Annotated in this window: 12 protein-coding genes and 1 pseudogene; 10 read left to right on the top strand and 3 right to left on the bottom strand. The window is 70.2% G+C overall.

The window, feature by feature from the left end; translation table 11 throughout:
* The first annotated feature begins 1 nt into the window (after position 1).
* The 5 genes from AC5677_RS36840 to ggt all read left to right on the top strand — a co-directional run bounded on the left by AC5677_RS36840 (position 2) and on the right by ggt (position 6,392).
* On the top strand, positions 2 to 1,357 hold the full coding sequence (locus AC5677_RS36840) for an LLM class flavin-dependent oxidoreductase (protein WP_497192238.1): 1,356 nt from the start codon (positions 2 to 4) through the stop codon (positions 1,355 to 1,357).
* Positions 1,354 to 2,946 carry an FAD-binding protein gene (locus AC5677_RS36835; RefSeq protein WP_497192237.1) on the top strand — a complete coding sequence of 531 codons (1,593 nt, stop codon included), beginning with the start codon at positions 1,354 to 1,356 and terminating at the stop codon, positions 2,944 to 2,946. The genes AC5677_RS36840 and AC5677_RS36835 overlap by 4 nt, the downstream gene beginning before the upstream one ends.
* Positions 2,943 to 3,314: a 4Fe-4S dicluster domain-containing protein gene (locus AC5677_RS36830; RefSeq protein ID WP_497192236.1), complete on the top strand. Its 372-nt coding sequence runs from the start codon at positions 2,943 to 2,945 to the stop codon at positions 3,312 to 3,314. The genes AC5677_RS36835 and AC5677_RS36830 overlap by 4 nt, the downstream gene beginning before the upstream one ends.
* Positions 3,315 to 3,369: 55 nt before the next feature.
* Positions 3,370 to 4,269 carry a TauD/TfdA dioxygenase family protein gene (locus AC5677_RS36825; RefSeq protein WP_497192235.1) on the top strand — a complete coding sequence of 300 codons (900 nt, stop codon included), beginning with the start codon at positions 3,370 to 3,372 and terminating at the stop codon, positions 4,267 to 4,269.
* 278 nt (positions 4,270 to 4,547) lie between these two features.
* Positions 4,548 to 6,392 (top strand): gamma-glutamyltransferase, encoded by a 1,845-nt coding sequence (gene ggt, locus AC5677_RS36820; RefSeq protein ID WP_497192234.1) that lies wholly within the window; start codon positions 4,548 to 4,550, stop codon positions 6,390 to 6,392.
* A gap of 159 nt (positions 6,393 to 6,551) precedes the next feature.
* Here the strand turns inward: ggt and AC5677_RS36815 are convergent, their stop codons facing one another.
* Both AC5677_RS36815 and AC5677_RS36810 read right to left on the bottom strand, forming a co-directional pair.
* Positions 6,552 to 6,707, bottom strand: a complete 156-nt coding sequence (locus AC5677_RS36815) for a hypothetical protein (RefSeq protein WP_497192233.1) — start codon at positions 6,705 to 6,707, stop codon at positions 6,552 to 6,554.
* Between the two features lie 303 nt (positions 6,708 to 7,010).
* Positions 7,011 to 7,395, bottom strand: a pseudogene (locus AC5677_RS36810) (GNAT family N-acetyltransferase); the annotation flags it as partial.
* Positions 7,396 to 7,639: 244 nt separating this feature from the next.
* On the opposite strand from AC5677_RS36810, the gene AC5677_RS36805 reads away from it, so the two are divergent.
* From AC5677_RS36805 to AC5677_RS36790, 4 genes are all read left to right on the top strand, one after another.
* Positions 7,640 to 8,833, top strand: a complete 1,194-nt coding sequence (locus AC5677_RS36805) for a macrolide family glycosyltransferase (RefSeq protein ID WP_497192232.1) — start codon at positions 7,640 to 7,642, stop codon at positions 8,831 to 8,833.
* 417 nt (positions 8,834 to 9,250) lie between these two features.
* Entirely contained in the window at positions 9,251 to 9,964 is a 714-nt protein-coding gene (locus tag AC5677_RS36800; RefSeq protein WP_497192231.1) for a cyclodityrosine synthase, read from the top strand.
* The gene (locus AC5677_RS36795; protein ID WP_497192230.1) at positions 9,961 to 11,148 is read left to right on the top strand and encodes a cytochrome P450; all 1,188 of its coding nucleotides are present in this window, start codon (positions 9,961 to 9,963) and stop codon (positions 11,146 to 11,148) included. Before AC5677_RS36800 ends, AC5677_RS36795 begins: the two co-directional genes overlap by 4 nt.
* 546 nt (positions 11,149 to 11,694) lie before the next feature.
* Positions 11,695 to 12,366, top strand: a complete 672-nt coding sequence (locus tag AC5677_RS36790) for a hypothetical protein (protein ID WP_497192229.1) — start codon at positions 11,695 to 11,697, stop codon at positions 12,364 to 12,366.
* 175 nt (positions 12,367 to 12,541) lie between these two features.
* Here the strand turns inward: AC5677_RS36790 and AC5677_RS36785 are convergent, their stop codons facing one another.
* A complete protein-coding gene (locus tag AC5677_RS36785) occupies positions 12,542 to 12,883 on the bottom strand; it encodes an SUKH-4 family immunity protein (protein WP_497192228.1) in 342 nt (113 codons plus the stop codon).
* Positions 12,884 to 13,228: 345 nt separating this feature from the next.
* Here AC5677_RS36785 and AC5677_RS36780 point away from each other — a divergent pair, with 345 nt between their 5' ends.
* On the top strand, positions 13,229 to 13,957 hold the full coding sequence (locus AC5677_RS36780) for a hypothetical protein (RefSeq protein WP_497192227.1): 729 nt from the start codon (positions 13,229 to 13,231) through the stop codon (positions 13,955 to 13,957).
* The last annotated feature ends 64 nt before the right edge of the window (positions 13,958 to 14,021 follow it).

Below are 14,021 nucleotides of genomic sequence, written 5' to 3'. Positions count from 1 at the left end.
CGTGCCCGCAGCCAGACCCCGCCGCCTTCACCTCAACGCCTTCCTGATGAACGCCGGCCACCACGACGCCGCCTGGCGGCATCCGCGTACCCAGCCCGAACGCCTCACGGACCTGCGCTACTTCCAGCACCTCGCGCAGACCGCCGAGCGCGGCAAGCTCGACTCGATCTTCTTCGCCGACGGCCTGGCCCTGTGGGGCAAGGTCAAACACAACGCGCTCGGCGGTTTCGAACCGCTCACGCTGCTGTCCGCCCTGGCGACGGTGACCGAGCGCATCGGCCTGATCGCCACCGTCTCCACCACCTTCAACGAGCCCTTCCACACCGCCCGGAAGTTCGCCTCCCTCGACCACCTCAGCGGCGGGCGGGCCGGCTGGAACATCGTCACCTCCGGCACGGTCGACGAGGCCCGCAACTTCGGGCAGGAGGAACACCTCGAACACGGCCTGCGCTACGACCGGGCGCGGGAATTCGTCGAGGTCGCCACCGAGCTGTGGGACAGCTGGGAGGACGACGCGGTCCTGCTCGACCGGGTGCGCGGGATCTACGCGGACACCGGCAAGGTGCGGCCCATCGAGCACCGGGGTGAGCACTTCGCCGTGCAGGGCCCGCTGAACGTGCCGCGCAGCCCCCAGGGTTACCCGCTCCTGGTGCAGGCCGGTTCGTCCGAGGACGGCAAGGAGTTCGCCGCGCAGTACGCCGAGGCCGTGTTCACCGCACAGCAGACCCTCGCCGACGGGCAGGGCTTCTACAAGGACGTGAAGAACCGCCTCGCCCGCTACGGCCGTTCCGAGGACGACCTGAAGATCCTGCCCGGGATCTGCCCGGTGATCGGCTCGACGGAGGCGGAGGCCCGTGCCCTCGAACAGGAGCTGACCGACCTCCAGGTGCCGGAGTACGGCCTCGCCCAGTTGTCGGGGATGCTCGGCACCGACCTGACCGGGCTGCCGCTGGACGGTCCGCTGCCCGCGCTGCCCGAGGAGCGGGACATCAACGGCAACAAGAGCCGTTTCACCCTGGTCGCCGAACTGGCCCGGCGGGACGGCCTGACCCTGCGCGAGCTCATCGCGCGCCTCGGCGGCGGACGCGGCCACCGGGTCTTCGCCGGGACGCCGGAGCAGATCGCCGACCAGCTCGAAGAGTGGTTCACGCAGGGCGCCGCCGACGGCTTCAACGTCATGCCGCCGCATCTGCCGGGCGGCCTGGAGGACTTCGTCGATCACGTCGTGCCGGTCCTTCAGGACCGGGGCCTGTTCCGTACCGAGTACACCGGGCGGACCCTGCGCGAGCACTACGGGCTCCCCCGCCCCGCGGGCCGGCTCACCCCGCACGCCGCCACCGTGGGACAGCCGTCATGACCCGCCTCGACCTCACCACGGACGTCCTGGTGGTGGGCGGCGGCCCCGCCGCCACCTGGGCTGCGCTCAAGTCGGCCCAGGCCGGAGCGGAGGTCGTCCTCGCCGACAAGGGCTACTGCGGCACCAGCGGCGCGACCGCGTCGGGCGGCACCGGCGTCTGGTACGTCCCGCCGGACCCCGTCGCGCGGGAGGCGGCCATGGCGAGCCGGGAGAAGCTCGGCGGACACCTCGACGACCGCCGCTGGAAGGAACGCGTCCTGGACCAGACGTACGCGGGCATGAACGAGCTGGCCGCGGCGGGCCGGTACCCCTTCCCCACCGGGCCGGACGGAACGCAGCTCAGAAACGGCCTGCAAGGGCCCGAGTACATGCGCCGGATGCGGATCCGCGTCCAGCGGGCCGGGGTACGCGTCCTCGACCACAGCCCGGTCACCGAGCTGTTGACGGACCCGTCCGGGGCGGTCGCCGGGGCCCGCGGCTACCGGCGGCAGGCCGGCGGGGCGTACCGGGTGCGCGCGGGGGCGGTGGTCCTGGCGACCGGCGGCTGTGCGTTCCTGAGCGGAGCGCTCGGCTGCAACGTCAACACCGGAGACGGCGCCCTGTTCGCCGCCGAGGCGGGTGCCGAGCTGTCCGGCATGGAGTTCTCCAACGCCTACGGCATCGCACCCGAGGGCACCTCGGTCACCAAGACCGCGTTCTACACCTTCGCGACCTTCTACCACCCGGACGGGACCGTCCTCGAAGGCGCGGCGAGCCAGGGCGGCCGGTCGGTGATCGCCCGCGCTCTGCTGCACGAGAAGGTGTACTGCCGTCTCGACCGTGCCGACGCCTCGGCCCGGCGGGCGATGCGACTGGCCCAGCCGAACTTCTTCCTCACCTTCGACCGGCTCGGCATCGACCCGTTCACCGAACGGTTCGCGATCACACTGCTCGCCGAGGGCACGGTGCGCGGCACCGGCGGCATCCGCATCACCGGAGACGACTGCGCCACCACCGTCGCCGGGCTGTACGCGGCCGGGGACGCCGCCACCCGCGAGCTGATCTGCGGCGGCTTCACCGGGGGCGGCAGCCACAACGCCGCCTGGGCCATCTCCTCGGGCACCTGGGCGGGCCGGGGGGCGGCCCGGTACGCCCTGTCCGTCGGTCACCGGGGCGCCACCCGCCGGCTGGCACCGAGCGGCGGGGCGGGCCTTCGGCCGACCGGGGCAGCGGGCCCGGCAGGCGCCCACCGCGAGGTGATCGCGGCGGTTCAGGGCGAGGTCCTGCCGTACGAGAAGAACTACCTGCGCCACGGCACGACCCTCACCACCTCGCTGGCAGCGCTCGACGCCACCTGGGACGAGGCCCGCTCCGCACTGCGCGGCACGGGAGCGGATGTCGTACGAGCCCGCGAGGCCGCGGCGATGACCGCACACGCCCGCTGGATGTACGCCTCCGCGCTCGCCCGCACCGAGAGCCGCGGCATGGCACGGCGCCTCGACTTCCCCGGGCAGGACCCCGCACAGCGCCACCGCATCGTCACCGGCGGGCTCGACGCGGTGTGGACCCGGCCCGAGCCGGTGGCCGCACCGTTGGAGGCGGCCTCGTGATCGAACTCGTCTCGGCAGAGCGCTGCATCGCCTGCGACAAGTGCATCAAGATCTGCCCGACCAATGTCTTCGACCGGGGCGAGGACGGCATCCCGGTCCTTGCCCGCCACACGGACTGCCAGACCTGCTTCCAGTGCGAGGCGAACTGCCCCGCCGACGCCCTTTACGTCGCCCCGCAGACCTATCCCCTGCCGGCCGACGAACCCACCGTCCGCGACGAGCACGGTCTCGACCGGGCCGGCCTGCTCGGCAGCTACCGCCGTCGCATCGGCTGGGGACAAGGCCGCACCCCTGGCGCCCGGCTGGCCGTGGGACCGCCCCTCAACACGTCCGGCTCCAACGGAGACTCCCTGCCCATCACCTCCTGAGACCCCCGGAACTCCCGCTCCGGAAACTGCCGAAACCCCCGAAAGGAAACCGCACATGAGCACCAGCACAGGCTTCGACATCCGCCGGATCGGCGGACGCATCGGCGCCGAGATCGTCGGCGCCGACCTCTCCGCCGACCTCGACCCGGCGATCGTCGCCGAGATCAACGCGGCGCTGCTGGAACACAAGGCACTGGTCTTCCGCGGCCAGCAGCTGGACGACGCCGGGCAGCTGCGCTTCGCCTCCCTCTTCGGCGAGCTCACCACCGCCCACCCCACCGTCCCGTCCGTGGACGGGCAGCCCCACATCCTGCCCGTCGACGGGGACGAGGGCATCCGCGCCAATCACTGGCACACCGATGTCACCTTCGTCCGCACTCCCCCGAAGGCGTCGACCCTGCGCAGCATCGTCGTCCCGCCCTACGGCGGCAACACCCTGATCGCCAACTCGGCCGGGGCCTACCAGGACCTGCCCGAGCCGCTGCGCGAGCTGGCGGACAAGCTGTGGGCCGTCCACACCAACGACTACGACTACGCCGCCCCGAAGAACGACAAGGCGGCCGAGCACCGCAAGCAGTTCGTCTCGCGCAAGTACCGCACCGCCCACCCGGTGGTGCGCGTGCACCCCGAGACGGGGGAACGCGGCCTGTTCATCGGCGGCTTCGCGCAGACCATCGAGGGCCTCGGCCCCTCCGAGTCCCGGGACCTGCTGCGCATCTTCCAGTCGTACGTGACGCGGCCGGAGAACGTCCTCCGGGTGGCCTGGACACCCGGTGACCTCGTCCTGTTCGACAACCGCATCACCCAGCACTACGCCCCCGACGACTACGGCGACCTGCCCCGCCTGCTGCACCGGGTGACCGTCGCCGGGGACGCTCCGGTGGGCATCGACGGCACCGCCAGCCGCGCCATCGAAGGCGATGACGCCGGCCACTACACGCCCGCCGTGGCCTGACGCCCACGGTCCGTCGGCCGCCGAGGCCCCTTTCAGCGCCTCCTGGGGACACCCCCAGGAGGCGCTGTGCTACGTCGGCAGCCTGCCCGGGCAGCTGCTGCTGCTCGCCCTTCGCCGCCTGACGTCACGTCGGTTCCCCTCCCCCGGCCTCGGTGGGTTACTGCGGGGAAACCTCAGATCTCCCGCAAACCTTGCAGCTCAGCGTTGATCCGTTACTCGAACGGTGCCAGGGTTTCGGCAATTCTCCGCACGCATCACAGCGAAATTCTGGAGGCCGTATGGTTGTCCGCCGTGCCGCTGTCGCCGCCGCGTCCGCGGCAGCGCTCAGTCTTTCCCTGCTGGCCACGTCCTGCAGTACCCATGGGACCGCATCCGTCGCCGAATCCGCGCCGTCGGCGCCCGCGAAGAAGGCGGTAGCCACCGGCAGCGGCGGTGCGGTGTCCAGCGTCAACCCGTATGCCTCCCGAGCGGGGCTGGAGGTACTGCGCAAGGGGGGCAACGCCGTGGACGCGGCGGTGGCGACCGCTGCCGCGCTCGGTGTGGTCGAGCCCTACTCGGCGGGGGTGGGCGGCGGCGGCTTCATGGTCTACTACGACGCCAAGGCCAAGAAGGTGCGCACCATCGACGGCCGGGAGACCGCACCTGCCACCATGCGCGCGGACTCGTTCCTCGACCGTTCGACCGGTAGGCCCCTGCCCACCGAGGACGCGATCAACTCGGGGCTGTCGGTCGGCGTCCCGGGCACGCCGGCAACCTGGGACAGGGCGCTCAAGGACTGGGGCACGCTCTCCTTGGCGAAGGCCCTGCGCCCGGCTACCCGGATCGCCGACGACGGCTTCGTCGTCAACAAGGAGTTCCGGGCCCAGACGGCCATGAACGAAAAGCGCTTCCGCGACATCAAGTCCACCACGGACCTGTTCCTGCCCAAGGGCAAGCTCCCGGTGGTCGGCTCACGCTTCCGCAACCCGGATCTCGCCCGGACCTACCGGCAGCTCGCCGGTGAAGGCGTGGACGCGCTCTACCACGGCGGTATCGGCCGCGATGTGGTGCGGACGGTCCAGAAGCCGCCGGTGGCCTCCGGCGCCCACCACCGGGCCCGGCCCGGCCTGATGAAGCCGGACGACCTCGCCCGCTACACGGTCGAACGCCGGGAACCGACCCGGACCACCTACCACGGGCTGGACGTCTACTCCATGGGCCCGTCCTCGGCGGGCGGCACCACGGTCGGTGAGGCGTTGAACATCCTGGAGAACTTCCACGTCTCCAAGGCCGACAAGGTGCAGGCCCTCCATCACTATCTGGAGGCCAGCCGGATCGCCTTCGCCGACCGCAACCGCTGGGTGGGCGACCCGGCGTTCTCGGACGTGCCCACCAAGCCCCTGCTCTCCAAGGAGTTCGCCAAGAGCCGGGCCTGCCTGATCCGTTCCGACAAGGCGCTGACCAGCCCGCTTGCCCCCGCGGACCCCCGCCACCCGGACTCGGCCTGCGAGCGGAAGACCGGGAACAAGCAACCGCACGAGGGACCTTCCACCACCCATCTGGTCACCGCGGACCGCTGGGGCAACGTCGTCTCCTACACCCTGACGATCGAACAGACCGGTGGCTCGGCCATCACCGTGCCCGGCCGTGGCTTCCTGCTCAACAACGAGCTGACCGACTTCGACTTCGCCCCCCTCACCAAGGGGACGCCGGACCCGAACCTGCCGGGCCCGGGCAAGCGTCCGCGCAGCAGCATGTCGCCGACGATCGTCCTGCGGGACGGCAAGCCGATGATCGCCGTTGGTTCCCCGGGCGGCGCCACGATCATCACCACCGTGCTGCAGACCCTGGTCAACCGTCTGGACCTCGGCATGCCGCTGCCCGCGGCCGTCGCCGCGCCGCGTCTCTCACAACGGAACGCGGCGCAGACGGAAGCCGAACCGGCCTTCCTCGACACTCCCGAACGCAAGAAGCTGGAGGCGATGGGGCACCGGTTCGTCCTGGCCCCGAAGACCTTCACTCCGTCCCCGGAGATCGGGGCGGTGGCCGCGCTGGAGTTCCTGCCACGCGGCAAGATCACGGCGGTGGCAGAACCCAAGCGCCGCGGCGGCGGATCGGCCATGGTGCTCCACGCATCCCACTGACGTCCCGTCGTCCCCTGTCGCTGCGTCATGACGCAGCGACAGGGGACGACGCATACAGACGCCGGTACGGGGCGCCGGCATCTTTGCCTGCGGTCGCTTGACCACCGAGGGGCTGAGCCACTCGCCACGCGCCGGCATCTGCTCACCGGAGGCAGCACGTCAGGAGAGAGGCTCGCCCGCCAACGTAATGCGGTCCATCTCGCGGCGATGCGGCCAGTAGTCGGAAACGGCGTAGCGCTGGGTGGAAAGACTGCCGGAGATAGCGGCATCTCCCTCTTCCCAGTGGAACCGGCACTGGAATTCACCGGCAGCCATGCCTGCCGGTGAATTCCGTCGAGCAGGCTCCGACTCTCCGTTTCGGGAAGCCCATTGACACGTACCGCCGACACCCGGTTGGAGAACAGCGCCTTCTCGCCGGTGAGCGGGCGGCGGCGGGGCTCGCTCTCCACTTCGGCGAGCCGGACGGCTGTGCCGATCGCATGACGGCCTTCACCGAGGCGTGGCACGCGCCTGCCCGTCCCCCAAAGACGCGGTGAGTCCCAGGCCACGGCACACAGCAGGGGCGATCACGCCGTGTACCCGCTCTCGGGCCCGGTATCGGAGCCGACGAGCACCGGGTCAGGTGTCGCCCTGGACGCGGGCGTGGAGGTGCATGTCGTGCCAGCCGTCCAGTTGCAGATGCGCGCCGCGTCGGGTGCCCTCCAGTGCGAAGCCGGTTTTGGTGGCCACTCGGCAGGTGGCTGCATTGTCGACTGAGTGCGCGAGTTCAAGACGGTGGAAGCCGGTCTCGTCCAGCGCCCAGGTGGCCAAGGTGGCGAGGGCCCGCGTGGCGAGACCGATGCCGCGGGCATTCGGCAGGACCCAGTACGCACACTCGGCAAGGCCGCGGAGAAGGTCCATCCGGGCGCAGGGCTATCCGGCCGAGTACCGCACCGCCGTCGGGCCGGGTGATGGCCCACTGAGCGGCCCGCTCTTGCTGCCAGGACCGGTGGGAGGCCGTGATCGTTAGTCCCGACCCGGGCGTCCGGCGGCCGGGCGGCGCACCCGGATCTCGTGGGTGGCGCCGTGGCGAAGGCGGACGGAGGTGGCGGCCATATCCGACCGCGATGCACGGTCACTGCCGAGTACGCACCTTCCCAGTGTCCCGGGCACCGCACGCCGCGTTGATCTGTTGCGCACTGTCGCGTTGCCCAGTTGCGCCCCTCGGCGTTTGCCTACCGTAGGCCTCTATTCAAGGAAGTCCCGATATGCCTCTTCCCGCCCACATCGCCATGATCGGCACGCCTGTGGTCAGCCATGTGCTGCCCAGCCTGGAGATCATCCGTGAGCTGGTGGCCCGCGGCCATCGCGTGACGTACGCCAACGCCGACCACGTCGCCGAGCTGGTTGCGCACACCGGTGCCGAGCTGGTCCGTGTGACCTCCACTCTGCCGGTGGCCGACAGCGACTGGCCGCAGGATCCCATCGCCGCCGCCTCCCTCTTCCTCGACGAGGCGATGGCCGTACTGCCACAGCTGCACGCCGCGTACGACGAGACCCCCGCCGACCTCTACCTCTACGACATCGGCGCGTACGCGGGCCGCGCGCTGGCCGAGGCGCAGGGCCGCGGTCTCGTCCAGCTGTCACCGAAGTACGTGGCCTGGGACGGCGCCCAGGAGGAGATCGGTGCGGCCTTTGCCGGGCTGCCCGGAGGTCTCGCCCACCGAGAGCGGTTCGCCGCCTGGCTGGCCCGGTGCGGTGCGGTGACCACGAACGTGGAAGAGTTCGCAGGTCGGCCGCGGCGGGTGCTGGCCTTGATCCCGCGCGCCATGCAGCCGTACGCGGACCGGGTCGACACGCAGGCGGTGACGTTCGTCGGCCCGTGCTTCGGCGCCGGTGAGGAGCCGGGCGGCTGGATGCGGCCGGCCGGTGCGGAGAAGGTGCTGCTGGTGTCGCTGGCCGGTTCGACGTACTCCAGGCAGCGGGAGATCTTCCGGCAGTGTGCTGCGGCCTTCGCGGATCTTCCGGGCTGGCATGTGGTGCTGCAGATCGACAGCGGCAGCGATCCGGTCCGGCTGGGGGAACGGGTTCCCCCCAACTTCGAAGTGCTGCCGTGGGTGCCGCCGTTGACGCTCCTCGAGCAGGTGGACGTATGGGTGACGCACACCGGTATGGGCAGCAGCGGTGAGGGCCTGTACGCCGGTGTGCCGATGGTCGCGGTACCGCACGGCGCCGAGCAGTGCCTCTACGCCGACCGGCTCGTCGAACTGGGTGTCGCCCGTCGGATCGACACCCCGGACGTCACGGCGGCGGCGTTGCGTACGGCCCTGATGGAACTCCTCGGTGATCCACAGGTCGCCGCGCGCTCGGCATGGCTGTGGGCCGAGGTGCGTACCGAGGGCGGCACCCGCCGGGCCGTGGACCTGATCGAGGAGCAGCTGGCGGCCGAACGAGTGGGCTGATCACGCCGGGCAGCAGGCACCGCGCGGGGCCGGTGAACCAGCCAGGCGCTCCGGTCGCAGCGAGGATGCCCCACCCCACTGCGCTCACGCCCTACGGCGGCGAGCGCCGAACGCGTACCGCCGGAGGTCGACTGCCGGGTTCGACGGTCGGGGGCGGAGTATCCGGCGCGGACAGGCGGGGAATGGCACGCCTTCCCCGACCCGGAGGTTCGGCCTGAGCGGCTTGGCGACGCGCTCGTTCGCGATCATCAGCCCGCGCTTGTGAACGCCATATGAACACAACTAGGCGATTTGCCGTGGGAGTTACCGCCCGGTTCGATACCATTCGGAACCGACAGTCAGGTAGGTTTCCGGTGTCGCCGCCACACCGGGAACACGGGGTTCCCAGGGACTAGCGGCACGTAGGGGCATCGTCTCTTGACGACAGCGACCGAGATTTTTCACGTCCGTCCGTACACCCCGCACTGCCAGGTCATCACCGACGAAGGCGATCACGCCGTCATCGGCATCTCTCCTGGGAACTCCTACTTCACCCATCAGCGAGTCCTCGGCCTCGCCGCCTGGGGATTGGAGAACTTCCGTCAGGTCGACCTCATCTATACGGATCTGCATGTCGCCGACATGTATGAGGCGCTCGGATATCCGGCGATCGACGCCCAGCGCAAGGCCGTGAAGAACCTGCGCGGTGTACGGGCCAAGGTGACCGCCGCCGTTGCCGCGCTCGACCCGGACGGCACCAGGCTCCGCGGCCGCCCCATGTCCGCGCTGCTGGACATCCCCGCCTATCAGGTCATCCGCGAGAGCCTCGACGACCGGCTGTCCACCGACCCGGCGTTCCGCGAGGTCTGTGATCAGCTCGTGGTTCAGTTCCTCACCAGCAAGGTGCTCGATGGGCAGCAGCCCACGGACCGTCAGCGTCAGGTCTGCCTCGACTACATCTGCGCCGAGGCGCCGCTGTTCATCGACACCCCCGCAATCTTGGGCGTCCCTTCATCGCTCAACTGCTACCACCAGGCATTGCCGATGGCCGATCTTCTGTACTCACGCGGGCACGGCCTGCGCGCCACGCGCAACCAGGGCCACGCCGTGATCTCTCCCGCCGGCACTCTCACCGGAGGACACGACCAGTGACGACCGCCCCGACCCTGATCGACTTCCCGTTCTCCCCGCGCGGCGACCGCCTGCCCCCGGAGATCGAGCAGCTGCGCGCCACCCCGGTCACACGGGTACGCACCATCGCCGGGGATCCGGCGTGGCTCGTCTCCTCCTACGAGTTGTGCAAGCAGGTGCTCGAAGACCCCCGCTTCAGCCTCAAGGACACCTCCGCCCCCGGCGTTCCCCGGCAGTACGCGCTGACCATCCCGCCCGAGGTGGTCAACAACATGGGCAACATCACCGGCGCCGGTCTGCGGAAGGCCGTCCTCAAGGCCATCAACCCCAAGGCCGGTGGTCTGACGGAGTGGATGACCGGCCACGCCGGCCACCTGGTCGACGGCATCCTCGGCTACGGCCCGCCGGTCGACCTGCGCGGACAGTTCGCCAGCCCTTACGCCGAGCACCTCCACTGCCACATCCTCGGCATCCCCCGCGACGACGCACCGCTGTTGGCGTCCAGTCTCGACATCGCGTTCATGAACTCGGCATGCCCCATCACCGGTGCGCGCCTGAACTGGGACCGTGACATCGCCCATATGACCGAGCGGCTCAACGACCCCGCCACTGACGGGCTCATGGCCGAACTCGCCGCCCTCCGTGATGACCCCGACTACGCGCACCTCACCGACGAGATGCTCGCCACCGTCGGCGTCACCATGTTCGGTGCCGGAGTCATCTCCACCATGGGCGCCTTGACCATGGCCGTGTTCACCCTCCTGCAGAACCCCGATGTGTGGGAACGGCTGTGCGCGGAGCCCGGCAAAATACCGGCCGCCGTGGATGAGCTGCTGCGGGTGAACCTGTCCATCGCCGACGGACTGCCCCGCCTGGCCATGGAAGACATGCGGCTCGGCGACACAGAGATCAAGAAAGGCGAACTCGTCCTCGTCCTGGTCGAGGCCGCCAACACCGACGAGAGCGTGTTCCCCGACCCGCACACCATCGACATCGACCGGCCCAACGCGGCCGCTCACCTCTCGTTCGGCTACGGCGGGCACTACTGCCCCGCCGTACCGCTCGGCAAGAAGCACATCGAGATAGCGATCGCGGCCCTCGCCACCCGCATGCCCGGCCTGCACTTGGCCGTCCCCGTCGACCAGCTCGTGTGGCGCACCCGCTTCATGAAGCGCATCCCTGAGCGCCTGCCGGTCGCCTGGTAGGAGCAGTGGTGTCGGCGTGAGCCGATGCCCAACACAACACGATGGTCCCGACCTGAGAGAGGTCGGGACCATCACTCTTGTGGGAAACGCGGGACGGCTCAGCGGCTGCGGATCGCATCTATCAGGCCGGGTCCCGGTCGTAGGTGCTGCCCTTCGCGGTAGAGCCTGCACTGGAGCGCAGAAGATCGGTGTCAGACATCCCACTCCCGGCAGACATCAGAGCGACGGGGGGAGGCAGGGGTCCCCTCACGTCACAACAGGTCGGACGAACCAGTCGCACCGTCCCTGCCCGTCCGATGCTCAGCCACCACTTCGCGCCTCGGACGGGGGCGCCTGCCCCCTCCCCGCGTCCTCCGCGGAGCGGACCACCCCACCTCAGCCATGACGGGGACGTCGGCCGCGCGCGGAGACCGGACAACCGGCCCGTCTGCCTTCCCACGCTCTGCCTCCCCGGCCCCTTCGTCACCGTCTGCCCTCTCCGTAACCCCTCCACCACCCCGTCTAGCCTTGCCGGAGAGCAGACCTGACGATCAGCCGGAGGACGCCATGACGATTCACCGACCGGGACTGCCGGGGGACCTGCCGCCGGCGGAGGTGCTGTGGGCGCGCTGGGCGCTGGTCGCCGTCGTGCAGGCGACCACCGCGGCGGAGGAACGCAAGGGGTACCGCACGGGCTGCTGGATCGACGACGGCGGGCTCCACCTCGACGACTGCGGCTGTACGTGGTGGACGCTGGCGAAGATCGGCGAGGGCCGGTTCGTGCTCTTCGGCGAGGACGAGTCGAGCGAGGTCAAATGGCACGAAACGCCGATCGACATGCTCGCGGGCGCCCCGGACTGGCTCCCGTTCGAGGAGCTGCACGATCGGCTCGACGGCAATGAACTGGGCTGTGTCTATTGGTACGCGAACGGGTCCTGGGCGCGCGCCCCGTACCCCGACGACCTGGACGACGACGGCCTCGACTGTGGCATGAGTCGCTTCGTCGACAGGGGCGAGGCGCTGGGACTGCTGGACGGCAACGACTACGGCGGGTCCGCCGACCACACCGCCGACAGGCTCCTGGACCAGGCCGAGCGGTACCGCCTGACACCGGCGCTGCTCGAGTCCGTGGTCGCCGCGTCCCGGGACGCGCACTGGGACCTCCCGGCGATGACCAGGGCCCTTCACCGAGCGGGGCTGGCGGGCAGCGGCGACACCGTCCCGGCGCCGACGCCATAGGACCGCGGCTGGGGCGCTGGTCGTGCCGCGTCGGCGGGTGTACGGGCCGGAGGGTGTACGGGCCGGGGCGGCGGGCGACCGCACCGACCGGCGCCCGACCGCACAGACCGGCGCCGAGCCCACCGTCGGCAACTCTCCCTGAACGCCGACGGCGGCCGGCTCGGCAGCGGTTTCGTCATTCTTCCGAGGCGTTCGCCTTTGCGCGCTGCTTACGGTAAAGCGCGATGGCCTGGTCCGGCGGATAGTTGGGGACGGTCGAGATCTTGCCGGTGTCCTTGGCCACCACGAAATTGCTGCCGCCGGGAGGCGCGGGGACCGGCCGGCCGTTCTGGTCGACGGGCTTCGCGAAAGTGGCGTACACCAGATATCCGAGGTCGAATTCCTGGGCGTGCAGCGGAGCCGGCGTGCCGTCGAAGGAGCGGGGCTGGCCGAATTGCCTGCGCACCGACTCCAGTGCCTCTTCGGCGTTCGTGGGCGCGGCCTGCGGATCCGTCGGAGAGTTGTTGTCCGAAGTCATGCGAACTCCTTCGTCCTGTGTCAATGCGTAGGCAGGCGGACGGAATGAGGGCCCGGCGAGCCCATGGCCCGCTCGGCTAGGGTCGGTCTTATGACTGAGGATATCGCCGCGTTGGTACGTCGACTGGCAGCCCCGGACCGGGACGATCGCGAGGCCGCGAGGGACCGGCTGGTGGCTCTCGGGGCGCCGGCCGTGGAGCACCTTCTGCCGCTGCTCCGGGACGCGGACGCGCCGGGCCGTTCGATGGCGGAGTCCTGTCTGACACGCATGGGACCTGCGGCGATCGCCCCCCTGAGAAGGGTGCGGAGCGACGGTCCCGGCGGTCTTCGAGCGGCCGCCCTGCGCATGCTCGCGAACCTCGGCGGCGGCGATGCCCTGAGCCCCGCGGACCTGACGGCCATCGAGCGGCTGGTGAGCATCAAACTCCCCGACGAGCGGCCCGGCGACCTTCCCGCCGAACTCTGGATCGCGGTTCCCCACGCGGAAGTGGCCGACATCATCGAGGCGTTGGAACTGCACGACGCGCGTCCCGTGACGACGGCCATGGGGGTGGCCGCCGCCGTCCACCAAGAGAATTCGGTGAACCTTCGCACCGACGACGGCACCGAAACCACATCCTATCGCGTGTTCATCACCCCCGAATTCGACGGGTGGCGGCTCGTATACGGCGACGATTACCTCAACGACAACTGGGCGCACGCCGTCACACAACTCAGCAAGCGCTGCCGGGAAGCTCACTTCTACGCCGTCGACGAATACAACGGCGCGCGGGTGTGGTGGGTCGCGGAGAACGGGCAGGACAAGCGCGGCTACCGCACGTACGGCGATCCCGAATGGGTCGGCGAGCCGATGGAGTTCGAACGCAGTCTGATGCAGGACGCGGACGACGACGAATGCGACCCTGAGGAAGCCGAGGAATACGCCGAAGGCGTCCGGGACCCGGAGGAAGTCGCATCCTCGATTTCCATCCAGCCGACCGTGGTCGAGGTCCTCGACAAGGTGGGTCACGGCTGGCTCGCCGTGACCAGCCCGGACGTCGGCCACGGCCGCTTCAGGGGCGCCCTCGAAATCTGAGGCCCGGACCGGATCCCCTGGCGTCCGGCGCCCGAAATGGGCGGCCCCGCCAGGAGATCCGGTC

The sequence above is a fragment of the Streptomyces sp. JLSY215 genome (assembly GCF_059682825.1).
Note: the sequence above shows the minus strand (reverse complement) of the source record. Positions and strands in the feature narration are given on the sequence as shown.

Coding starts and splice junctions, on each gene's coding strand:
- AC5677_RS36835 (WP_497192237.1), top strand. CDS start 1,354: ATGACCCGCCTCGACCTCACCACGGACGTCCTGGTGGTGGGCGGCGGC.
- AC5677_RS36825 (WP_497192235.1), top strand. CDS start 3,370: ATGAGCACCAGCACAGGCTTCGACATCCGCCGGATCGGCGGACGCATC.
- ggt (WP_497192234.1), top strand. CDS start 4,548: ATGGTTGTCCGCCGTGCCGCTGTCGCCGCCGCGTCCGCGGCAGCGCTC.
- AC5677_RS36815 (WP_497192233.1), bottom strand. CDS start 6,707: ATGGCTGCCGGTGAATTCCAGTGCCGGTTCCACTGGGAAGAGGGAGAT.
- AC5677_RS36805 (WP_497192232.1), top strand. CDS start 7,640: ATGCCTCTTCCCGCCCACATCGCCATGATCGGCACGCCTGTGGTCAGC.
- AC5677_RS36790 (WP_497192229.1), top strand. CDS start 11,695: ATGACGATTCACCGACCGGGACTGCCGGGGGACCTGCCGCCGGCGGAG.
- AC5677_RS36785 (WP_497192228.1), bottom strand. CDS start 12,883: ATGACTTCGGACAACAACTCTCCGACGGATCCGCAGGCCGCGCCCACG.
- AC5677_RS36780 (WP_497192227.1), top strand. CDS start 13,229: ATGCTCGCGAACCTCGGCGGCGGCGATGCCCTGAGCCCCGCGGACCTG.